Source organism: Silvanigrella aquatica, from assembly GCF_001907975.1.
In the GTDB taxonomy this organism is placed as follows: domain Bacteria; phylum Bdellovibrionota_B; class Oligoflexia; order Silvanigrellales; family Silvanigrellaceae; genus Silvanigrella; species Silvanigrella aquatica.
Window position 1 is genome coordinate 3,099,621 of sequence record NZ_CP017834.1, and the last position, 24,117, is coordinate 3,123,737.

Annotated in this window: 21 protein-coding genes; 15 read left to right on the plus strand and 6 right to left on the minus strand. The window is 32.0% G+C overall.

The genetic code is table 11. From position 1 onward, the window contains the following. Positions 1-104 precede the first annotated feature (104 nt). From AXG55_RS13235 to AXG55_RS13250, 4 genes are all read left to right on the plus strand, one after another. Positions 105-1,790 carry a hypothetical protein gene (locus AXG55_RS13235; RefSeq protein ID WP_148698577.1) on the plus strand — a complete coding sequence of 562 codons (1,686 nt, stop codon included), beginning with the start codon at positions 105-107 and terminating at the stop codon, positions 1,788-1,790. 58 nt (positions 1,791-1,848) lie between these two features. Next, positions 1,849-2,892 carry a hypothetical protein gene (locus AXG55_RS13240; protein WP_148698578.1) on the plus strand — a complete coding sequence of 348 codons (1,044 nt, stop codon included), beginning with the start codon at positions 1,849-1,851 and terminating at the stop codon, positions 2,890-2,892. Continuing rightward, positions 2,885-3,358, plus strand: a complete 474-nt coding sequence (locus AXG55_RS13245; RefSeq protein ID WP_148698579.1) for a hypothetical protein — start codon at positions 2,885-2,887, stop codon at positions 3,356-3,358. The genes AXG55_RS13240 and AXG55_RS13245 overlap by 8 nt, the downstream gene beginning before the upstream one ends. Positions 3,359-3,513: 155 nt before the next feature. Next, positions 3,514-4,302, plus strand: a complete 789-nt coding sequence (locus AXG55_RS13250; RefSeq protein ID WP_148698580.1) for a substrate-binding periplasmic protein — start codon at positions 3,514-3,516, stop codon at positions 4,300-4,302. A gap of 2 nt (positions 4,303-4,304) precedes the next feature. Here the strand turns inward: AXG55_RS13250 and AXG55_RS13255 are convergent, their stop codons facing one another. After that, the gene (locus tag AXG55_RS13255; protein WP_148698581.1) at positions 4,305-5,909 is read right to left on the minus strand and encodes an aldehyde dehydrogenase family protein; all 1,605 of its coding nucleotides are present in this window, start codon (positions 5,907-5,909) and stop codon (positions 4,305-4,307) included. Positions 5,910-6,101: 192 nt separating this feature from the next. Beyond that, positions 6,102-7,322 (minus strand): KamA family radical SAM protein, encoded by a 1,221-nt coding sequence (locus AXG55_RS13260; protein ID WP_148698582.1) that lies wholly within the window; start codon positions 7,320-7,322, stop codon positions 6,102-6,104. A 183-nt stretch (positions 7,323-7,505) separates the two neighbouring features. Here AXG55_RS13260 and AXG55_RS13265 point away from each other — a divergent pair, with 183 nt between their 5' ends. The 11 genes from AXG55_RS13265 to AXG55_RS13315 all read left to right on the plus strand — a co-directional run bounded on the left by AXG55_RS13265 (position 7,506) and on the right by AXG55_RS13315 (position 19,752). After that, the gene (locus AXG55_RS13265) at positions 7,506-8,801 is read left to right on the plus strand and encodes an ABC transporter permease (RefSeq protein WP_233231227.1); all 1,296 of its coding nucleotides are present in this window, start codon (positions 7,506-7,508) and stop codon (positions 8,799-8,801) included. A 14-nt stretch (positions 8,802-8,815) separates the two neighbouring features. Then, the gene (locus AXG55_RS13270) at positions 8,816-9,502 is read left to right on the plus strand and encodes an ABC transporter ATP-binding protein (RefSeq protein ID WP_233231228.1); all 687 of its coding nucleotides are present in this window, start codon (positions 8,816-8,818) and stop codon (positions 9,500-9,502) included. Positions 9,503-9,624: 122 nt separating this feature from the next. Further along, the gene (gene bamA, locus AXG55_RS13275) at positions 9,625-12,051 is read left to right on the plus strand and encodes an outer membrane protein assembly factor BamA (RefSeq protein ID WP_148698585.1); all 2,427 of its coding nucleotides are present in this window, start codon (positions 9,625-9,627) and stop codon (positions 12,049-12,051) included. 44 nt (positions 12,052-12,095) lie between these two features. Continuing rightward, positions 12,096-12,695 (plus strand): OmpH/Skp family outer membrane protein, encoded by a 600-nt coding sequence (locus AXG55_RS13280; RefSeq protein ID WP_148698586.1) that lies wholly within the window; start codon positions 12,096-12,098, stop codon positions 12,693-12,695. Between the two features lie 5 nt (positions 12,696-12,700). Continuing rightward, positions 12,701-13,708, plus strand: coding sequence for a UDP-3-O-(3-hydroxymyristoyl)glucosamine N-acyltransferase (lpxD, locus tag AXG55_RS13285; RefSeq protein ID WP_148698587.1), 1,008 nt, complete (start codon positions 12,701-12,703; stop codon positions 13,706-13,708). A gap of 23 nt (positions 13,709-13,731) precedes the next feature. Beyond that, positions 13,732-14,211 carry a 3-hydroxyacyl-ACP dehydratase FabZ gene (gene fabZ, locus AXG55_RS13290; protein ID WP_148698588.1) on the plus strand — a complete coding sequence of 160 codons (480 nt, stop codon included), beginning with the start codon at positions 13,732-13,734 and terminating at the stop codon, positions 14,209-14,211. Continuing rightward, a complete protein-coding gene (gene lpxA / locus AXG55_RS13295) occupies positions 14,208-15,032 on the plus strand; it encodes an acyl-ACP--UDP-N-acetylglucosamine O-acyltransferase (protein WP_148698589.1) in 825 nt (274 codons plus the stop codon). The genes fabZ and lpxA overlap by 4 nt, the downstream gene beginning before the upstream one ends. 3 nt (positions 15,033-15,035) lie before the next feature. After that, a complete protein-coding gene (gene lpxB, locus AXG55_RS13300; protein WP_148698590.1) occupies positions 15,036-16,280 on the plus strand; it encodes a lipid-A-disaccharide synthase in 1,245 nt (414 codons plus the stop codon). Continuing rightward, entirely contained in the window at positions 16,264-18,003 is a 1,740-nt protein-coding gene (locus tag AXG55_RS13305) for an ABC transporter transmembrane domain-containing protein (RefSeq protein WP_148698591.1), read from the plus strand. Before lpxB ends, AXG55_RS13305 begins: the two co-directional genes overlap by 17 nt. Continuing rightward, positions 17,996-19,210, plus strand: coding sequence for a tetraacyldisaccharide 4'-kinase (locus AXG55_RS13310; RefSeq protein WP_233231229.1), 1,215 nt, complete (start codon positions 17,996-17,998; stop codon positions 19,208-19,210). The genes AXG55_RS13305 and AXG55_RS13310 overlap by 8 nt, the downstream gene beginning before the upstream one ends. A 92-nt stretch (positions 19,211-19,302) precedes the next feature. Further along, positions 19,303-19,752, plus strand: coding sequence for an NUDIX domain-containing protein (locus AXG55_RS13315; protein ID WP_148698593.1), 450 nt, complete (start codon positions 19,303-19,305; stop codon positions 19,750-19,752). Positions 19,753-19,754: 2 nt separating this feature from the next. On the opposite strand, the gene AXG55_RS13320 is transcribed toward AXG55_RS13315, so the two are convergent. Genes AXG55_RS13320 through AXG55_RS13335 form a run of 4 tightly spaced genes read right to left on the minus strand, consistent with a single transcriptional unit; the run spans position 19,755 to position 24,078 of the window. Then, positions 19,755-20,372, minus strand: a complete 618-nt coding sequence (locus tag AXG55_RS13320; RefSeq protein WP_148698594.1) for an NUDIX hydrolase — start codon at positions 20,370-20,372, stop codon at positions 19,755-19,757. Then, positions 20,354-21,610 (minus strand): small ribosomal subunit Rsm22 family protein, encoded by a 1,257-nt coding sequence (locus AXG55_RS13325; protein ID WP_148698595.1) that lies wholly within the window; start codon positions 21,608-21,610, stop codon positions 20,354-20,356. Before AXG55_RS13325 ends, AXG55_RS13320 begins: the two co-directional genes overlap by 19 nt. A 7-nt stretch (positions 21,611-21,617) precedes the next feature. Continuing rightward, entirely contained in the window at positions 21,618-22,634 is a 1,017-nt protein-coding gene (gene mltG, locus AXG55_RS13330) for an endolytic transglycosylase MltG (protein WP_148698596.1), read from the minus strand. Position 22,635: 1 nt separating this feature from the next. Next, positions 22,636-24,078 (minus strand): hypothetical protein, encoded by a 1,443-nt coding sequence (locus AXG55_RS13335; protein WP_148698597.1) that lies wholly within the window; start codon positions 24,076-24,078, stop codon positions 22,636-22,638. Positions 24,079-24,117 lie beyond the last annotated feature (39 nt).

Sequence of the window (24,117 nt, forward strand, 5' to 3'; positions counted from 1 at the left end):
TATGTATTTGCATTTTAAATACAAAATTGTATAATTTATAAAATTTTCAATTAAATATTATATTTTTAATATTTACTTTTTTCAACTGAATAATGGAGGATTAAATGTTCCTAAAAACTTCGTATTTTGGTATTTTTTCTTTAGCTATTATAGCAGGAAAATCTTTTGCGGGAGAACCTACTTTAACAAACAAATGCGCTTTAGAAGGAGTTAATACCCCATCTAATTCATCAGGATTTTTAATGGATTCTGAGTGTAAAAATGCTTATGTTCTTCCCCCAAATATTGGCAAAATACAAGTTACTTCAGTTCAACAAAATCAGAATTTAGGAATTTGTCCCGCATTAAAAATAGATCAAGATATTGTTCACGAAAGCGCTAAAACAAAGTTAATGATTATTCAAAAAATAAATAAAATGATTGAAGATTATGCTCCACTGCAAAAGGAAAGAGATAAATTATTTGTCATTAAAAACAAAAAAAAGGCTGAATACGATTCTGCTACTTTAATATTAGATAACGCAAAAGTTAAAGAAAAATCTTTAATGGAGAGAGTTTTAGAAAACAAAAGTGCATACGATAGAATAGTTATTATTGGTGGCACTTCAATTGAAATACAAGCTGCTAGAGATCGATATGAAAATTCGTTAGCAGAATATAAAATATTTATTTCAGGGGAATTAGTTTTAACAGAAAATAAGTATTTAAATTCTAAAAAAGAGTATCAAAAGTATAGCGATGAGTTTGCATATTATGACACAAAATACGTTGAAAGTCTAAAACCGTTAAGTGACTTACAAAGAATGGTCGATGACATTGAGCGTTCTGCTATGGAAAGCTATAAGAAATATGTAAATTTAGAAGGCCTTACTGCTAACATGATTTTTAAAGTGAATTCAGATGAATTGGTGAGTAGTTTTAATAATTCAAATCAGCATTTAAAAATAACGTGGCAGCAAATGCCGATCAAAGAAGCTTTATTTTCAGCATCACTAAAGGATACTTCCAGCTTACCAGATTCTAGCATTAGCGCTGTTATAGATTCTAAAATACCTGGAATTAAATCTCAAAATTTAAGTAATATTGATATCAATTCAAACTTGCCATCACTAAATGAACAAAATAATTCATCATCATATCCTTTTGGAAGTGTTTCTGGATTTGTGAGATTAAATTTAAATGGAGCTTGTGTTTATTATACAAATGTAAATACACCAGCTCCAGGCTCTAATATTAATAATATATCTGCTAATATTAGTATGAATGTTACTTATACTTATCAAGCTAAATTAAATCGTTATTTTTTAGCAAGATATAATTTAAAAAATATGGTTTCTAAAATTGAGAATAAATCTACTTCTGGAGGTTGGTTTACTTCACAAACATTACATTCCATAGTTGAAAATAAAAATTCCAATGATTGGTTTGAAATCAAGTTTGGTGGCGATTATTCCTATACTCAAGAAGAACAAAATGAAATTACGAGGGAAGAAAAAGCTTTATTGATTGATAGAGCTTTACGTCAATTTGCCGTTTTTAATGCAGGAAGTACACCTCCTAGCTTAATATCCCCACCACCATCCGGAGTTATGTATGCCTCAAATGGTTTACAAAAATGCTATCACTTGTACTGCCAAATTGGCTCATTGGTTTTAGGAACAGTGGGTTCTATTTTTGGAAGTTCCAATGCCCTTGCAACTTTTCAAGCTAAATCAAATATTTGGGTTGAAAACAGAGTCGAAGGCTTCCAAATTCAAGATCGTTCTGGTACATTGACTTTTTCAAATTAATAAAATTAAAGAGGTTTTTTAGTGCTTTAAAAAACCTCTAATTATTGAAAGATTCAGTATGAAATTTCTAAAAAAATTTATCATTATTAATTTAGCATTATTTTGTAATAACTCATTCGGGCAAAGTACTTATCAGATAAGCGTCCCAGAGAGCAATGAGTATGTATCCTTTTCCATTGAAAGAAATAACTATATTTCATTTATTTCATTTCCTAAAAATTTAAAAGGAAATTTAAATATTATTAATACTTCTTCAATAAACTTCTATCCAGGTGGGGTCAACAATTCAAATTGTAGTTCAATAGAAAATAAAGCTAAAAATGCAATGAATTATTCATTTCCTGAGACAATAAGATCTACTCAACGCGATTTAGTAAGAAAATTTGGAACAACAATTTTAAATGTCAATTCTGGCGTTTATTACAATATAAATGCTTTTCGCAAAAGGGTTTTAGATAAAGCAGCAGAAATTATGCATACAGATATATCAAAATTTGATTTAGATAATAGTTTTCAAATCGAAAAAGTGACATATGAAATTGAATATAATAAAAATGCAATTACAAATATAATTGACAATAAGGAAGAGCTAAAGCCGCAAACTGATAAGCTCATAAATCAGATACTTTTCAATACAGGATCAGAAAATATCGAATTATATGCTAATGATTTAATTTGCGATTTATATTCTGGAAATGCGAAATTAAAAATGAAATTTTCTGGGAGCTTTGGAAAGCAAAATATAATAAGCTATCTTTTACAAAAAAATGAAATTGGTTTTGTATATCAAAATATGCTCAATCATTACAATGAATATTATGAAAATAGTTTAAATAATTCAAAAAATAAAAATTTAATACTTTCAAGTTTATTTTTAAAATATTCACTAGAAAAGATACTTAAAAGAGATATAGATGATAAAAATTTTATAAATATCTTTGAGCAAATAATTAATCAAGAAACTGGAAAATTAATACTTAATTTAGATTCTGAAACATTATATAAAAAAATGGAAATACATGATAATAAACCATATTATTACACAAGTGACGTAATTTTTGATTATAAATCGAGATCATTAAAGGTAGTTAGTTATGAATAAATATAAGTTTATTTTAGTATCTTTATTTTCTACAATAATTCTGATAATATTATCCTTGAATTTTAAAACAAATAATCAAAATATTAATTCATCTACAACAAATTTATTTAAAAAATATACTTTTAATATTTCTCAAAATGAAAATAATTTAAAAGAATCTAAAGCCAGAAACGCAATTCAAAATAATTATAAAAATGATTATGACACACCGGAATTAACTCTTGATAAAGCAATTGAAGAAAGAGATTTTTGGATAAATAAAATAAAATCAGAACAGATTGAAGAGAAGCTTAATCAGAATAATTTATCCGTAGACGAAAGAAATGAATACACTAAAATATATTTAAAATTAAGCGAATTAGATAGCTTTATATATAAGACAAAAATGAAAAGCTTAGAGGCTAAAGTTGATCAATTTGAAGATGAACATAACCGAATTTTGAAAAATTTTGAAATGCCTAAATAATTTAATAAATTTATTTTTTAGATAATTTTTATTAGATATTTTTTTGAGTAAATATAAAACGATTTAAGTATTTTTAAAAAATTTGTTTCGTATTTAAAACTTGTTTCGCATTTAAAATATGCTATGATCTAAAAAATTTTAAAAACGGAGCCCAAATGAATATTTTAAGAATTATTTTTATCATTTTACTTTATTCGATTAATATGAAAGCTTTTTCAATTGATAAAATTTACATTGATTTCCAAAACAGACCGCCTTTTTTTGAAATCAATAGTTTATCAAATAAACTAGACGAAGGAATTCTTTATAAATTAACGAAAAAAATTTGTGAGAAGGCAAAAATACCTATTGAATTTGCTGAAACCCCCTTACCTCGAACAATCTCAAGAATAAAAGATCAAAAAGAAAGAGTATGTTTTTCATATGCTCTTGATGACCCCACCCGGAAAGAATTTAGCTATATAAGTTTGCCTTATTTTCAAGAAAAAAGGAATGTTGTTGTTTTCAGAAAAAATGATTTAAAAATTCCGAAAATTAAGACAATGAAAAGTTTGCTAGAGGATAAAAATATAACGTTACTTATAAAAAGAGGTTACTCCTATGGAATGTATATTGATAAACTCCTTTTTGAAATCATTGGGTATAGTAAAAATCAAAACTATGAAAACGAAACTCAGTTTAAACAAATATATATAACTTATTTAGACAATGTTAATATGCTTAAACAAATTGAATTAAATCGATCAGATTATATGATTTTATCTTTAACCGAATATGAATACCTTAGTAAACAAAATAAAAACACTGTTAAACATTTAAATTATAAATATTTAGATGACTTAAAAGAAGGCTATAAAAGATTTTTTGTCTGCTCCAAACTTATTGAAACAGACACTATAGAAAAACTTAATAAAAGTATAATAAATACCGTTGGTAAATTATAATATTAATTTATTTTTTCAAATGCGGAAGGTGTTGTCGAACGAAGGTTTCTGCGTGTAATAGTCCCCTGAGAAATAAAGTTCAGTAAATACCATTTACCCCCTGCCTTCCCATTTGTTCCGCTTGCTCCATCACCACCAAAGGGTTGCATATTTACAATGGCACCGGTCGTTTTTCTATTGATATAAAAGTTTCCAGCATATTGACTTAATATAGGAACTACTTTTTCTAAAAATGTTTCGTTACGGCTCAATACACTTCCTGTTAAGCGATAATTATGTAATGAAATAAGGGGAACAACTTCTTCAAATTTTTTATATGTTTTAATTGCAATAACAGGTCCAAAAATTTCTTCACTTAACAGCTCATGCTTGTCTGCATGAACTTCAATAATAGTAGGAGTTACGTAATAACCATTGCTTTTTTCGTAAGTTCCGCCTGCAATAATATTACAGTTTTTATCTTTTTTAGCTCTTTCAATGAATGCTGAAATTTTACTAAATTGGCGTTCATTAATCACCGGACCAACATCACATTTTCTTTCAATAGCATTGCAAACGATTAATGATTTTGTTTCTTTAAGCAAAGCCAACTTTAATTCAGGCCAAATCGCCTCATCTATTAAAGCGACACTATTGGCAGAACATTTTTGTCCACTTCTTCCAAATGCACCTTGTATAATGGCACGCGCAGTATCAACAACATCGATATCTTTATCTGCAACAAGAAAATCTTTACCACCTGTTTCTGCGACATATCTTGGAAAATTAGTGCGTGGATATTCTGTATTGTATAAATAATTTCCAAAGGCGCGCGCTGTTGCAAAACTTCCTGTGAAGTTTACTGCCGTTAATTCCGGATGAGTTAGGACTGCAGGTAAGCATGGCTTTCCATCACCAGAAATCATATTAATTACACCCGCAGGAAAACCTGCTTCTTCAAGTGCCAACATAAGCATATACCCACTTAAAACCGCATCATCTGAGGGTTTCCAAACAACAGTATTTCCCGTTAATGCCATAACTAAAGGAAGATGATATCCAATAGCTTGAGGAAAATTAAAAGGCGTTACAGCACATGTAAAACCTTTTAACGCTCTCAGTTGCATTTGATTGGTTTCACCCCAGCCATCACCTAATTGTTCTGCAAGCAATTCAGAATAAAAATAATTATTAAAACGGACAAAATCCATAAGTTCTGCCCATTCTACATAGGTTTCATAGGAATTATATCCACATTCCACACTGGAAACAGCACAGAGTTCATATTTCCATTTTAATAATATATTTTCTAAATCTCGAAATTTTTGAATTCTTGTTGCGGGTGAAAGTGAAGCCCATTTTTCTTTTGCTTGTAGAGCGGCATCTATGGCTTGTTGCGCATGGCTACTGTCGGCCTGCTGATAAGAGCCAATAAATTCTCCATTAGAAGGATTTATATTTTTAACTTTTGTTTGTGAATAAACTTTTTTTCCGTTAATAATCATCGGAATTTCAAAATTTCTAGGCACTTTCTGAACTGCTTCTGAATATTTTTGCCATTCGGACTCACTGTCTTTAGGGTTTATAATAAATTCGTTATTTGGAGTTTTTAAAGAAAGTTTAAACATGAATCCCTCTCCTGAAGGTGAAAACGAACATTTTTGAGAATTTCACACTCTCATTTCATATTACAAGAAAAAGAAATGTTCAAATCGCAGGAACATCATATATTATTTAAAAAAAAGTCTCTTTAATATAAATGATATATGATAATATTTAATATTTTTTTGAATATATTTAATTAAACGAAAGCCTTTAAATTAAACTTTATGAGCAAAAGGATAATTTTTTTGTGGCAAAGGTCTTTCGGGAACATAGCCTTCTAATGGACTGGGCTCTGCCCAAGGCTCTTTTGTTAATTGCTCAACAACGACATAGTCACCATCTCTTGCCAAAACATGATTGGGGGATAACGGAATTTTACCCGTGGGTGTGTCGAGAACATATTGAGGGTTTGCAAAGCCCGTTGTTGTTCCTCTTAATCCTCTCATAACATCTAAACCTTTTTCCAGAGGAATGCGAAGATGTTCTGTTCCTTCAACAATTTGTGGATGATAAATATAATAAGGACGCACACGCATTTTTACAAGACCATTCACAAGTAAACGCATTTTTTCGACATCATCATTCACATCTTTTAAAAATACAGATTGGTTTCCTACAGGAATTCCTCTTTTTAAAAGAGTATCAATAGCTGCAGACGCTTCCGGAGTGAGTTCTTGAACAGAATTAAAATGAGTATTTATCCAAATGGGATGATATTTTGCCAACATATCCGCAAATTCTTCTGTAATACGATAAGGCAGAGAAACAGGAGTTCTTGTCCCGAATCGAATGATTTCAACATGAGGAATCGCTCGTAATTTTTTTAATAAATTTTCAATGGAAGCATCATGAGTAATAAAAGGGTCGCCACCTGTAATTAAAACATCTCTAATGTTTTTATTTGACGCAATGTATTCTAATCCTTTATCAATGATATTTGGATTAAAATGCAAACCATCTTCGCTATCACGTCTTTTTCTAAAGCAATAACGGCAATAGACGGGACAAAGTTGCGCTACACACCAGGCAATTCTATCCTTATAAACGTGCACCACTTCTTTAACAGGAGAATTATTCACTTCTTTTAAAGGATCTGAAACACCATATTTATCATTTAATTCTTCAAGTCGCGGCATCAGCTGCAAACGCACGGGATCAAATAGATTATTAAAATCCATAAGCGCAATGGAATAAGGACTTATTCCAGCATGAAATTGTTTTTTTAATTGTTCAAATGCTTCTTCTTCATTTTTAGATATTTTTAGTATATGAAACAAATCATTTGCCGATTGAATCTGAGATTTCATTTGCCAACGCCAATTTGCAAACGTCTCTTCGGATACCCCAAACATCTGGGCTCCTACTTTCGTCACATTTTTTTGATTTGATGCGGTACGCACATGAAAATCATTTGGAGTCAGGAAAGGCATGCTCATTTTCTTTCTTATATATCTAAAAATAAAAACCAAATTAACTCGATAAATTATCTATGTAAAACCTTCACTTTAAAGGTGTTCTCCTTTTTAAGAACTTTCATCTTGTACACTATTGATGAACCTTGTAAACACTTATTGAAGCTCATAGAGAGTCCTTATCGCACTTTTTCACGGAACCTAATTATGCCAGCAAACTCAAAAGCAATTCGGTTTTTACTCTATCGCTACCTTGTTTCTTCTTGGGCAAGCCGCACCAGAAGAAGCGCAGCCGCAATAGGCGTGTTGCTGCCTGTACTTGGAGTCGCCATTGGTGTTTTTGCCTTTACAGTTGTACTCAGCATTATGGGCGGTTTTGTTTCAAATATAAAATCACATTTACTCAATATGCAAGCACACATCGAAATTGTTTCAACAGAGCGTGGAAAGCAGATTCCCTCCAATCCTGAATTAATGGAAAAAATAAAATCACTTTCAACTGATATTATTTCACTTTCTCCCTACCAAAGTGGAGATGTTATTCTCCAAGCAGGCAACAAAGGCCAAATGGCAAGATTAGAAGGCCTCGATCCCTACCTTGCTGAAAATACTCTTGGTATTCAAAAATTCCTTTCCAACAATATAAACTTAAGCGTTTTAAATCGCAAGATACCTGCAGAAAACATAGCTAACTCAAATTTATTTCCAACAATTATTCTGGGACAAGATCTCATGAACCAATTGGATTTAAATATTGGAGATAGCCTCACTCTTGTTTCCACAATTCCCGATGAAGGCCCCGGGGGCATGGCGCCTATTCAATTTCCTGTAGTGATTGCAGGCTATGTGCAATCAGGAAATTTCTCTTATAATCAGAAACTTGTCATTAGTTCTTTACAAGTGGCAAATCAATTTTTTCAAAACGAAAAAAGCTGGCTTGGCTTACAATTAAAACTAAAAGAGCCCACAGAAGCAAATAAGATATCTGAAAAATTAAATAAATTTTTACATCCTATGGGATTGCGGGCAAAACCTTGGACAGAAACAAATAGTGCTTTGTTAAAAGTTTTAACGCTCGAACGCTGGGGCATGAGTTTTGTAATGATTATGATTATCCTTGTAGGTTGCTTTAGTATTTCAACATCTCTTCTCCTTTCTATTCGAAGAAAATCAAAAGAAATGGCAATACTAAGAAGTATGGGTTTTGAGCAATTTGATTTAAGTAAATTGTTTTTATGGCAAGGTTTTTTAATTGGACTTGCAGGAGTTATTTTGGGGTTATTTTTAGGTGGCATATGTCTTTATTTAATAAACACATACCCAATTCCTTTAATAACAAATTCTTATTCAAATCCAAACAAACCTCTTACAATATTAATTAATGAAATTGATCTTATTTTTATTTCATTTGGAAGTATATTACTCGCTATGCTGGCTGCCGTATGGCCTGCTATTGAAGTTAAAAATCTAGACATTATTGAAGTTCTATCTGTTAGAAATTAAAAATGGGAGCAAATGTGCTAGCAGTTCAAGTAGAAAATTTAAAAAAAATATATAAAGTTGGCGAAGAAGATCTCAATGCCTTAGGCGGCGTTTCTTTCCAAATTCAAAAAGGAGAAATTGTTGCTGTCATAGGCGAAAGCGGCTCTGGAAAAAGCACTCTATTACATATCCTTGGTACTCTTGACTCTCCTACCTCTGGAAAAATTTTAATAGATGGAAAAAACCCTTTTGAAAAAAATGATAAGTCCATAAGCTCATTTCGCAATCTGCATATTGGTTTTATATTTCAGCATAATAACTTATTGCCCGAATTTTCGGCATTAGAAAATACTATGATGCCAGGATTAATAGCAGGCTATTCCGAGAAAAATGTAAGGCAAAAAGCTGAAAAGCTTTTAGAAAATGTCGGATTAAATAAAAGAAAAAATCACTTTCCAAGTCAACTCAGCGGTGGTGAACAGCAAAGAGTTGCTATTGCCCGCGCCCTCATTAACGATCCTGTTCTTATTTTAGCAGATGAACCTTCAGGAAACTTAGACTCCAAAAATGCAAATCTTATCCATGAACTTTTTAAAGAAATTAAAATAAAGTTTAAGTCTACAATTCTTGTTGTAACTCATAATAAAGAATTTGCAGCCGCCCTTCCTCGAAGAATACGGCTACGTGATGGACTCATTTTATCAGATGAGCACAGCAGTTAAAACCGAGAAATGAATCAATCTTATGCTAGAAGAGAGACAAAATTTGCAAAATTACCCTGAATGGTGAATAGTGCAGCTTTGTTGATCACTTTTCTGGCCTTGTTAATGCGAGTAACTCTGAAATGCCTGGTTCTAAAAATTACAGTCTCTTTAATTATAAAGTCGTTCATAGCATTACAACGCTTGCATTATGCTTTGCAGGAATCGCTAATGCCCAAACCCCACTTGCACCTTACACCTCACAATGGGAACAAAGTACAGTTTCAAAAATTACAATAATTGGAAATAAAACTGTAACTGCGGAAGCTATATTAAATTTAATGACAATTAAAGTAGGCTCTCGTCTTACAAATGCTATAGTTACAAATGATATTAAAAATATTTTTGGCAGTAGTTATTTCCAAGATGTCAAATTTGATAAAGGTGATAATAACGAATTAATTGTTTCTGTTGTAGAAAAACCTACAATTAATAATATTATTTATGAAGGTTTTGAGATTGTTTCTGAGTCTTCATTTAAAGACAAAATATTAACGAAAAAATACAATATTGTTGATGAGAAAAAATTATCTCAAGATTTAAGAACAATTGAACAAGCTTATTCTGAAAAAGGTTATTATTTAGCAAAACCAACTTACATTCTTGAACAAACAGAACAAGGTGTTGTCAATGTTATTTTTGAAGTAAAAGAAAATAAACCTATTCAAATTAGAAGAGTTGATCTTTTAGGAAATGAATATTTTAGTGATGCCGAGCTCCAGGCTTTTATGGCAACAAGACCTTATTCTTGGCTATCTATTCTCAATTCTTCAGGATTATATAAAGACGAATACATCGCTGCTGACAAGCAGAATATTACTTTCTATTATCGAGATAATGGATACGCTGAAGCGACCGTAGCTTCGCCACTCACTCGTTTAGATTTAAATAAAAAAGATATTGGCGTATCTTTCTTTATTGAAGAAGGGGAACGTTTTAATATTGGCAAAATCACAATTGATGGTGATTTAATTGAAACGGAACAAGAGATAAAAGAAAAACTTTTTTTACAAGAAGGTTCTATTTATCGCATTTCAAAATTCAATAATGATATGCAAAATCTTAAAGTTATTTACGGAGATAAAGGCTACGCTTTTGCTTATATTTATCCCACTTTTAATATCGATAGAGAGAAAAAAATCTATGATATTCATTATAATATAACAAAAGGCGAAAAAGCATATTTCAGAAAAATAACGATTGAAGGCAATGTAAAGACGCGAGATAATGTTATTAGAAGAGCATTAAAAATCTCAGAAGGTCAATTATTTAATTTAACTAAATTAGATAAAAGTAAGGCGAATATTGAAAGGCTTGGTTTTTTTGAAACAGTACAACTTATTCCTGATAATGATAAACCAAATAATGTAGTTGATGTAAGGGTCATTATTAAAGAAAAGCCTACAGGCCGCATTTCTGCATCTTTAGGAGCATCACCAGATGTATCAGGCTCAGGCGTTAGTATTTTTGGTCAATTGCAATACCAAGAACCTAACTTATTAGGTAAAGCTTATAACGTCGGCGTTACAGCACAACTCAGCCAAAATCCCCAAAATAGCAGTGATCCAAATTACTCAATTGGAGTTAATTTTGGAAATCCTAGCATTTATGACAGTCCATGGAGTTTTGGGGTTAATGCGAATTATTCACATAATGTTTCAGCAATAACTTCAAGTTCTGCTTTAAATAAAGCTTATTTAACTCAGGTTACAAAATCAGCCGGCGTAAGCATTGGAAGAGAAGTTTTCATTGAAAATTTACGCTTTTCTTTGGGATATTCCCTTTCCGATACATCAACAGATCCTAGCGTTCCTTTAACTTCAAAGTTTTATGCTTCAGGAGCAACAGAAAAAGTTTCACAAACATTAACATACGACGCTACAGATAACTACATAAATCCAACTTCAGGAATTTATTTGAGCGCTTATAATGCCTTTGGTGTTAAAGGATATAAGGGTGAATATTCCTTTGGCACTTCTTCCGCAATGGCTTCATTTTATATCCCCTTAAATTATTCAGATAGTTTTAAAACAAATTTTAGAATTGCTTTTCAACCTCGATTTGTTTACCAGCTCACCTCAAACCAGCCCGTACCCATTTGGGAGAGACTCTCGTTAGGAAATTCCTATTATATGAAAGGATATTCCAATCCAGGAGAAGCCCTAACACCGACCGTTCCCGTAGCGATTTCGCCTCTAACAGGACAAACTGTGAATTTTCCTTTTGGTGGTAATAGAAGTTTTTACTCAACTATTGAATATTTTATTCCTATTATTCCCCAAGCTGGTTTAAGATTTGTTACATTTGGAGAAGCGGGCATGGTTTTAGATGATTATGATACATTCACATATGATAAGCTAAAATACGATATTGGTTTTGGCTTTAGATGGACCACTCCTATAGCTCCTTTCCGTTTTGAATGGGCTTTTCCAGTTGATCATCAAGGAAATATGGGGCAAGCTCATTTCATATTTACAATTGGATCTGATAGTTTTAATAGCAATATGTAATGATATATTATTGGATATCAAATTAATTCGGAGGACTTTATTTTATGTGTTTAGTTAAAAAAAATAAATCAATTTTCATCATTTCTGCATATATCCTATCTATTTTTTCAAGTTCAAATGCTTTTGCAGCTACCAAAGTCAGCTCAGAAGGCTTACTGCAAATCACAACTTGCACTGTTAATGTCCAATCAGCCATTTTACAAACAAATGAAGGAAAAGCGGCTAAATTAAAAATTGAAAAAGAAGCCGAAAAAGATAGACAAGATATCCTTGCAAAACAAAATCAGCTCAAAAAAATGGATGAAGAATTTCAAGCCCAACAGTCCATTTTATCTGATTCAGACAAGTTAGCAAAACAAAAAGAATTTCAAGTTAAGCTTCAGGAATTTCAAAAATCTCAAATGAGTTTTGAACAAAAGACGCGCAACAAAGAATTAGCTGCCACTCAAGAAATTTATCAAAAAATAAAAAATATCGTGAAAGAAGCGAGAGAACAAAACAAATGCACAATGACTTTTGACGACAGCGCGGGCGTATTACTTGATGCTGTTAATTTAACAGATATTACAATTAAAGTTGTAGAAAAGTATAATACAAAATATAAAGTTGAAAACATTAAATCTGATAATAAGAAAAAAGGTTAATTAAAATGACTTTAATTTCAATTACAGAAATCATTTCTCAAACTGATTGTGAAGTCATGCCACACAATCACGAAGCAAAATTTATTGGAGTTGCTCCCTTAAATTTAGCATCTGCAGAGCATATTTCATTTTTAATTAATGACAAATATTTTGATGAATGCTTAAAAACTCAAGCAGGAGCCCTTGTTTGCTCTAAAAAAACAGCTGAACTATTATATGGCCAAACAAAGAGCATCCTGTTAGTAAGCCAAAACCCCCATGCCGCTGTTGCTAAAATTTCTCAATTTTTCTTTAAACCAAAACATCCTTTTTCTGGAATTTCGCATCAAGCAATGATTGATGAAACAGCAGAAATTCATCCTACGGCAACAATTTTCCCATTTGTATTTGTGGGACCTGGAGCAAAAGTGGGGGCTCAGACAGTAGTATATTCGGGCTGTTTTATTGGTGCGACAAGCTCGGTAGGGGCGGACTGCCTATTGTATCCTAATGTGGTGATTCGCGAAGGCTGCACAGTCGGCGATAGATGTATATTTAATCCAGGCTCTGTAATTGGTGGAGATGGATTTGGATTTGCTGCCACTGAAAAAGAAAATGTAAAAATCCCACAAATTGGCGGCGTTCAAATTGCTAATGATGTCGAAATAGGCGCTAATACAACGATTGATAGAGGTGCTATGGCAGACACAAAAGTGGGTAGTCAAACAAAAATAGACAATCTTGTTATGATTGCACATAATGTTGTCATCGGAGAATTCTGTTTTATTGCCGCTCAAACGGGAATTGCGGGATCTGCGAATATTGGCGATCGTGTCATAATGGGAGGACAAGTTGGCGTTGCTGGCCACTTAAAGATTGGAAATAAATCTATTCTTACAGCACAAAGTGGAATTTCTAAAAATATTCCAGAAGGACAAATGTGGGGAGGATCCCCTGCTCGCCCTTTCAAAGAACACGCTCTCAGCTTAGTGGCCTTAAATAAACTGGCAAAATCAAATAAAAAATCGTCTTAAATAAAAAAAGGAGAACCCCCAAAATGGGTTATGAATTTAATAAGATTATCATGAATGTTGAAGAAATAAAAAAATGTATTCCTCACCGTTCTCCCTTACTGCTCATTGAGGCAGTACATGAATTAAACATTGATAAAAACATTATTACCAGTAAATTATTAACAAGTGATGAGCCTGTTTTTGCAGGACATTTCCCAAATAACCCCATATACCCAGGTGTCTATTATTTAGAGGCTATTGCACAATCTGGCGCCATTTTATCCCATATAAGCCGTTCGGAAAAAGGTATAAAAGATGATAATTTAGGTGTGTTAACCTCAGTTGATGAAGTTCGTTTTCGTCGTCCTGGATTTCCTGGAGATCAAATTCGATATTCTGTCGCCATTGAAAAAATGCGCGGCCCTTTTGTATGGTTAAAAGGAATGGCTTATATTAATGAGGAAATATCAGTAGAATGCAAAATGTCTATTGCTATTTCACCTAAAAAAGGACTTTTTAAATGACTCTTTCTTCTGTACAAATTCACCCTACTGCCATTATAGAACAAGGTGCAGAAATTGATGTGGGAGTTGAAATTGGCGCCTATGTTATTATTGGCAAGCATGTAAAAATAGGTAAAAATACCCGTATTCATGCTCATGCCTTGATTAATGGACATACCTTTATAGGCGAAGAAAACGAAGTCTATAGCTATGCCGCCGTTGGAAATCCTCCTCAAGATTTAAAGTACAAAGGAGAACCCACTGTTCTTGAAATTGGCACTCGCAATATCATAAGAGAATTTACAACACTGCAACCTGGAACGGTTCAAGGCGGTGGCAAAACGACTATTGGAAATGAAAACTTATTTATGGCCTATACCCACGTGGCACATGACTGCACTGTGGGAAATCAAAATATATTAGCCAATGGTGTGCAATTAGCAGGACACGTTACCATTCACAACATGACAGTATTAGGTGGACTTTCTGCGGTGCACCAATTTGTACACATTGGCGATATGGCTATGCTTGCAGGCGGATCTTTAACTGTTAAAGACATTCCTCCCTATTGCATGTCAGAAGGCGGCAGAGCTATTTTAAGAGGCTTAAATATGGAAGGCATGCGCCGCAGAAATATTTCCACAGAAGTCCGCAATGCTATTAAAAATGCCTATAAAATTTTCTTTTATCAGGGACACCCGACAACAGAAGCTGCATTAGAGGCTATTGGATCTCTTATGAGTTTCCCAGAAGTTGAAAAATTCGCTCATTTTATCAGAGACTCAAAAAGAGGCGTTGCGCATCCCCATACATTTCATAGCAAATTATCATCTTTAGAGTAAAAAATGCAAAATAACTTAACAGGCGGCATATGCATAATCGCAGGTGAAGCCAGTGGTGATTCCCAAGCGGCTCTGCTGATCAAATCATTAAAAGAAGAAATTAAAAATCGAAATTTGCCTGAAAAAAATTTTTGGGGTGCTTGCGGCCCCTTAATGCGCCATGAAGGCGTTGAAAATATTATCTCTGTAGAAGATCTTGCTGCATTTGGACTTGTTGAAATCATTACTCAATATCCAACGATATCTAACTGCTATAAAAAAATATTAAACGAGATCAAAATTAGAAAACCAGAAGCTGTTATTTTAATTGACTACCCTGGATTTAATTTAAAACTTCTCCAAGATGTATATGCTCTTGGCAATACTGCTATTTATCATATTCCTCCTAAGGCCTGGTCACATGGAATAGGAAGAACACAAATTTTAAAAGAATATTCGCATTTAGTTACAAGTATTCTTCCCTTTGAAACAAACTTTTTTAAAGAACATGGGGTCAATACATTTTATGCAGGAAATCCATTAAAAGACAACGTTGATAAATATATTGAACTCAATTCATTAAAAAAAGTTCCTTATAAAATTGGTTTACTTCCTGGCAGCAGAAAAAGCGAAATCAAACGTTTATTACCTTTATTAATAGAAGCCTTTATTCTTTTATTTGAAAAAGAGAATAGAATTACAGGTGCTATTCCAATTGCAAACACTCTCGAACCAAATTTTGTAAAAAAAATCGCTTATGATACTGCGTTACGTTTAGGCTTTAATAAGGAATGGATTGATAAATATATTTCTTTTGGAGTTGGTAACGCTTACGAAGTTATGGCAACATCAAGTTATGCTTGGGTTTGCTCAGGAACAGCAACACTAGAGACGGCATTTTTTAATACACCCATGTGCGTCGTATATAAAGTTTCTCCTATTACTTCTTATATTGCTAAAAAATTAATATTTGTAAAATATGTTTCTTTAGTTAATTTAACTATAGACAAAGAGGCTATTCCTGAATATTTACAAACAATGGCTCAGCCTCCCAATCTAGTGAACCATGCTTTAAAAATATTTAATGATCATGAATATGTTAATCAAATATTATCTGATATAAAAATAGTGCAACAAGCATATCCAAAAAATGCAGGAAAAAATGCAGCAAATGCTATTTTAACCTGCATTGAAAAATATAATATTCCAAATACAAATAAATTTAAGTTGCACAAAGAAAATTGGAATCAAAATGAAAAAGGACAATAAAGGATCATTTCTAAGAATTGTTTGGAACTCCGGCAAAAAAGATTTATTTCTCGGTGTTCCCTGGTTACCACTCTATTCCTTGTCTGAAGTTGCCCTTGCCCTATCCGCAACAACTCTTTTGCAACTTATTTTTATTTCGACACCAAGAATTGCCGTATCCAGCTTAATTCCTGGTAAACTTAAAGATTATATCCACTTTAGTCAGACTTTAGACAGACTCGATCTAATTTTTATAATTCCACTTATAATTATTATCGCTTCGCTTGTAAAGTTAATTACAGGTTTTATGAGTAGTTACCTTACAGAACGCGCAGGACATAAGGTTGCTCATTCCTTAAGAGAAGAAATGTTAAAAGGATTTCTTTCATCGCCTGGAAATAAACTCGATCAAAAAAATCCCGATTTTATTGCCAATCAACTTATGCAAGATACCACGCTTTTGCAAGGTGCCATTAGCAAAGGAACAATTAGTGCTATCCGAGACTGCCTCGTGCTGTTTGGTATAATTGTGACAATGCTATTGATTTCGTGGCAAACATTTTTCATTGGATGCAGTATATTTATTCCACTTGGAATAATCTTAAAAAAAATATCGCAAAAATTAAATTACTACACGCGTGAAAGCCAAAAACATCAAATTGGTATTTCAACTCGATTGCTAGCTAGTCACAATGGTCTTTTAACTATTAATGCTTTAAGAAGTCACAATCGTGAAAAAAATGATTTTGAAGAATTAAATTTAAAAAATTATTTAATGATGAAAAAAAGTTTATTTGTGAGAACTTTTTTTACTCCAGGAATGGAATTTTTTGCCACTTGCATGCTAGCACTTATTTTCGCTTGGCGCATTAATTATACGGGAGATTTTCAAGCGAGCACATACTCTTCAATGCTTATTTTACTCGCATTTTCGTTTAAATATATTAAAAATATAGCCGGATCAATTACTTTTTTCAGTGAAATTAGAGTTGTTTTACAACGAGTTCAATTCTTTCTTGGTAGCTTTTCTAACAATCAAATTAGAAAACCCCTTCCATTGCCATCTTATTCTAAAGAAGCAGTTATCGCTAAAAACGTGACATATATTACTGAAGGCGGAAAAGAAATTCTTTCAAATTGTTCCATTCAAATTCCTAAAGGCCTAAAAGTGGCTTTCGTAGGTGAAAGTGGCGCTGGAAAAACAACATTTTTAAGATCACTAGCGGGTCTTATTATCCCGACAAAGGGCGATATTTCAATAACATCTGAATTTTTATTAGCCTCCCAATCTCCCTATATTTTTCGCGGCACTGTAAAAGAAAATATAATTTATGCAGAGCAAGGGATTCCTGAATACATTGCCGAAGAAAAAACAAAAGATCTCATTCTTGCTCTCATGCTGGCTTACTCAGATTCAGGGGCAAATATTATTCTAGATAAAAATTTAGGATTTTTAGGAGATGGTCTTTCCGGTGGCGAAAAAGCGCGTATCGCTCTCGCCCGTACACTTTTTGCATCCCCAAAACTTTTATTATTAGATGAACCTACCGCAAATCTTGATGCTCAATCAGCAAAATTATTTTGGCAAGCAGTTCACGCATGGCTTAAAAAAGACCCCGAGCATACGGTTATTGCTGTATCTCACGCTCTCCATGAAGTAAAAGATTTTGATTTATGCTTCATGTTTGATGAAGGAAAAATTGTCAAACAAGGTAACCCTCAGGAGATTTTATCTTATGGCTGATTCAATTGGCCAGAAAATAAAAGTTTTTTTAGAAAATCCTCTTTATAAAAAGGGAAGTCTTTTTCCCTTTTTATTTCCAATTTTATTGACATTATCTTTAATAATTCACCTTATTTCTTTAAATCGCAGAAATAAATCTTATAAGAAAATAACTGACATTAAAAGCGTTCCTGATTATAATTTTGATAATTTAAAACTTATTTGTATCGGAAATATTTTAATTGGAGGAACAGGAAAATCTCCTGTAGTTCAAAAAATTGCAAAAACTTATTTAGATAAAGGATTTATTGTCGCTATTGCAGCAAGAGGAATTGGTAAGAATATAAAATCAATTTACTGCAACAATACAGATCCTGTCAAAAATTTAGACTTTCTTTCCGATGAAAACAGAGAACATTTTGAGCTATTAAATAAGCACTCTGAAAATAAAGGCATATTTTATATTCTACAAAATAAAAAAAGAATAGAATCTTTGCAATTTTTACTCAATGAAATTAAAAATAAAAATTACCATAACTTAAAAGCAATCCTGATTCTCGACGACGGTCTACAGCATTTCTCTTGTCCCAGAGATGTAAATATTTGCCTTTGGTCACCAGAATTATTGCTTGAAAGTCCTTATTACGCCATGCCTATGGGACCTTATAGAGAAGGTTTCGGGAAAAATTCCTTTCAGAGATTATTAAATTGTTTTGATTTTCGCTTATGGTCACGTACAAAAGAAAATGATAAAGAGGAATACAAGAGTAAAATTAAATTGTCTTTAAAAAGATTTAATTTAGAACCTAATAAAAAAGATATTATTGCAGTTTATAGAACAAATTATTTTAATATTAAATTTATTGAAAATAAAATTAAATTAGAAAATTTTAAATTAGAGAGTGAATTAAATCATTTTTTTACTTCTAGTAACTCTGTAACTATTATAACTGGAATTGCAAATCCAAAAAACTTAATTTCAGATTTAAGCTCTCTTATCAATAAAAAAAATGTAATAACTCTTTTTTTAAATGATCATGGTGAGTTAAATCATTCCGCAATTCAATTAATTAAAAATTCAACCATTATGATTATGACCTTAAAAGATATTTTTAGATGGGCTTCCCACCCTATTTTTATAGATTTGATTAAAGAAAAAAATATAATAGGTTGCTCTGTTGATGTTCATTTTGAAACATTGGATAATATAAAAACTGAAGTGTTTTAATTTATTTGAAATGAATATATAATACTTCTAATCTATCTGAGTATTTTAAAAATTTTCTATTATTTGTACTGTCACTTTAAAGGTTTAAGATAATGTTTAGAGAAAATGTAGCTGCTCTCATTAAATGTCAAGATAAGTACTTAGCCTGTTTTCGCTCCGATCATAGAACTTGGCAAAATGTACAAGGTGGCATTGAAAAAACAGATCAATCCCCGACTCATGCCATTATTCGGGAAACCAAGGAAGAACTAGGTGTACAAGAAAAAGATTTCAAAATTTTATATCAATCAAAATTTTGGAGACGCTATTTTTTTCCAAAGGAAATATTAAAAAGAGATCGTTTTAAAGGAAATATTGGGCAAGAACAACTTTGGTTTTTAATAGAACTGAATAATATCAATTCAGTTCATTTAGAAAAATCGGTCGGAGAATTTCAAAAAGTAGATTTATTTACTATTGATAAATTCTTATTAACATATTCCGAATGGAAAAGAGCTGCATTTTACGACTTTTGTCGTGAATTAAATTTATTAGATAAATAATTTTATTTATCTAATAAATACTCAAACCTCATCAAGAGATCTTTCAATATATTTCCCGTGGCTCCCCAAATATCAATCTCACCAATTCCTTCTATTTTCACTGGGAAATGCCAAACTCTTCTTTTAAATTGCATGATACTTCTTTCTTCACTCCAGCATTTTAAGTTTATCAATTGTTCTATTGTCAATGAGATAATATCACTCACTTCATTTTCATAACGTTCCAAATGATTTTCATTTAAAATGAGCGAGCAAAAAGGCGTGATATGATAACCCGAACGGGCAAATGAATTATTTAAAGAAATTGTTTCTAAAACTTGTGCGGGATCGAGTGAAATTTCTTCTTGTGCTTCCCTGAACGCAGTTTGTAAAGGAGTTTCATTGTGATCAATACGACCTCCCGGAAATGAGACTTCACCCGCATGTTCCTTTAAATGAGATGCCCGAATAGTGAAAATAACTTTCCAGGCTTTTATATTTAAAATGTTATTATTCCAATCCTCCTGAGGGCAAATAATAGGAATTAAAATCGCAGATTTCCTTGTGAGCTCGGGAATCATTTCATTGAGCCCATCGGTACTTTCGATTTTTTTAAAAGCTTCTAAGATTTTTTTACCCATTCATTCCGTTCTTTAGCACGCATGTAGAGTTCCGCATTTTCTTTTATACGTCTGCCACGACGATACTCTTTTTCATTTGGGTCGGCAATCACAAAAGCAGACTCTAAATCACCATTATTTGTGCATAATAATATCTTATTTAAATCAGAGTCTGATTTTGTCATTTCTAAAAATTCAGATTTTTCACCTGAAACTAAATTATTTTCAAAAAAACTAAGTTGCGCTTTATTTCCTTTTAAATCAACTCTAAATTCATCGCTCACACAGCGTGCAAAATAATTTTCAGCAGATTTCACCTTATTTTTTTGGAAAAAAAGATAAGAAAAATTTAATTCATAATGATCAACTTTTGAATATTTATCAATTAAACTTAAAGTTTTAGGAGGATTCCAAGCATGACGGAACCAGCACCAATCTTTTCGTGTACTTTTTGATGATAATGGACAAGGTTTTTTATGAGCACAAGGAGAAATAATTTCACAATCTTCTGACGATTGTAAAAAATCATCTCTTAAGGTACCAAGAGCTTTCGCATGCTCTTCTTGACCTGGCTCCATAATAAGAACAACACCACCCTGTGGCATTTTAGAATAAAGTGAATTTAAAGTTTTAAGACGATGCTTTTCAGGAATTTCATTGAATATATTAATACATAATACAATTTGCGGTTGTTTGACCATTTTTTCAGGAGAAGTGATACGCTCTACTGCTATTTGTGACTCTGAAATTTCAGATTTTTTAATTATTTTAGAACCAAAGTCGACTATTTTTTCAGAACGATCGATAGCGTATATAAATATTTTTTTTGGAATTTGGAGTCGTGGATTATTTTTAAACATATATTCTAATAAAGCTAAAATTGCTACCGATCCACTTAAAGGACCGCAACCAAAATCAGCAATAACAAGCTCATCATTTTCATTATGAAATAAGCTTTCAATGGCAAATATATTTTCATCTTTAACTAAGGTAGAAAAAACACGCTCAATATTAGGCAGTAAAAATGAAGAAACATAGGATTGTAAACCTATTGCCGATTCCATATAATGTTTATCAAGCTTTTCTCTTTCTTGATTAAAATGATTCCATAATTTTTGAACATGAGCAGCCAAGCTTTGCGCAGCTCCCTTTTTTTCACTGCCATCTTTTAAATATATTCCAAGATAATCTTCCCATTCCTCCATATATTTCGAAAAATCTAAAAAATATTTTCCTTCAACTTCGTAAAAATTTCTCATTCTGAATTCATTCCTTGTGCTTATTTGCTCGCAAATATATGACGTAATTTCGAACCGCTTTATTATGATCTTTCAAATTTGTACTAAAAACATGTGTCCCATCACCCTTTGCGACAAAATAAAGATCATTTGATATGGGATTTAATGTCGCTTTGAGACTTGCTATCCCTGGACTTGCAATAGGTCCTGGAGGCAATCCGAAAGTCACATAGGTATTATAGGGTGTCGGAGTTAGCAAATCTTTTTTTGTCAGCGAGCCCTTATATTTAAACCATATCCCATAAATGACTGTAGGATCAGCCTGTAAACGCATATTTTTTTTGAGTCTATTCCAATAAACTCCCGCTACTCGTTCCCTCTCAGCAGGGACTCCTGTTTCTTTTTCAATAATTGATGCCAACGTAATGTATTGCATAGGATTGAGTCCCAATTGCTTCGCTTTCGCGATCATAGCCGGAGTCACGTTCTTTTTAAACTCAACAATAAAAGCTTTGATCACTTGTTTTGGAGGTAAATTGGGATCAAAAACATAGGTTTCAGGCAATAAAAACCCTTCTAAATTTTTTAAGTTATGATCGTATCCTAAAAATTGAATAAGTTCAGCTGAATGAGCTAATTCGACCCATTTTTTTTCTGGGACTTTAGGAAAATCCTTTGAAAGTTTTTCAGCCACTTGATAAATATTCAAACCTTCAGGAATTGTCACTTTTATTGTTACGATATCACCATGAATAAGTTTCATGAGTATTTGCTGCGGAGAGATGCCTACAGGAAAACGGTAGGTTCCTACTTTTAAATTCCCTGTCAAATGGGTTATTTTTGCGTAAAAAACAAATAATTTAGGATTGCTTAAAATATTTTCCTTTTCTAAATCATTTGCAACACGTGAAAAGGAAGAACCTTCCGTCAGATTATAATCAACGGATTGTGAATGCTCCGGATTTGGAGAAACAAACCAATAAAATATATAGCCAAAACATAAACTCAAAATAACAATAATTAAAAATAATGTCTTTTTTATCATATTATATATTCCATAGTTTATTGCCAGTGAATCGTCTCACATCATTTATATTTGGTGGCGTTCGAATAACAGATTGATCCCAAATTTTCTTAGACATTCCATAATATTCAGAAATCGTTTCAAATGCTTCTGTTTTAGTTATTTCACAAACGGCATCTCCTATTGATTGAAAAAATTTCGTTGATTTAGAATTAAAATCTGAGTAAATATATATACGAGGGCATTTTTCAACTCCATATTTCTGCCTTTGCGAAGTTCTATTAGTCAATAAAATATGAAAATGACCACGGGCATCATTTTCGTCTTTTAAAAACCAAAATGATGTGCCAGAATAGCCCAAATGACCGAAAACATTCATTTGATATTTATCCCAATCATGCAATCCTGCCGTTGATTCCTGCGTTGTAGGAGTATCTAATCCATATATAAATCTTTTATTAGAATAATTTTTATTTAATTTTAAATATTCATACTGTGTTTGAATTAAAGTGGGCATTGCTTTCATAACATCCGTGACATTTCCAAAAAAACCCGCATGTCCTGAAATAATATTTTTTGAGGAACCTAATGAGGAAAGAATATTTGCGTTAGTATCGTGAACAAATCCGTAAAAATTATCTTTAGTTGTTTCCAAATTATTATTTAAATCATTATAATTTGAAATATAGGGGTAATAAGGAACTGACATTTTATTTTTTTCAGGACTCAAGCCCGAATAGAAAAAATTTGTATTTAATTTTTCATTTAAAAGATTTATAACTCCATCCCATTTTTTATCATTTAAGTAAAATGATTCCGCAATTCTGGCTAAAATAAAATAATTAATATCTGAATATATCGTTTGATCAAACATGTCTTCTTGAAATGCCTTGATAGACAGTAAATTTAAATTCCTTTTTATAATTTCTGAAGCATTCTTATTTGATAAATCGACATGATGATGTAATATATTAGGATCTTTATGATGCGATGTGGTCAGATGAGACCAAAAGCCTTTGCCCATCCATGACCATCTTTTTACTCCTGATGTATGCGATAAAAAAGAATTTAATGTATAATTCACTTTATTATTCATAATAAAGTGAATTAATTCATCATTGCTATCATTTATAATTTTATTAACAGCATATTCATTTATTGGTGTATTTATAATATCAACAAATTCATTTTTAAATAAAATTCTGAAATATAGATTTAAAAATAGAGGTTTTGTTATACTTGATAAATCAAAATTAGGGTGTAATAAATATCCTGAGTCATCTGATAAAGCAGTCTTATTTAAGAAACACTCATCCGCCCAAAAAGAGGATAAACAGCCTTCTTTATTTGCAAAAGACCACGATGTAAAATTGCCATTTTGCATTTTTAATTCAAGCTCTTCAAAACACTCAAAGAAATTTTTTGCAATATGGGATTGCAAATATTTTTGTATTGATAAATTCATGATATGAGTACCCAGCCGTGGATGTCCAGGGCAGCAAAA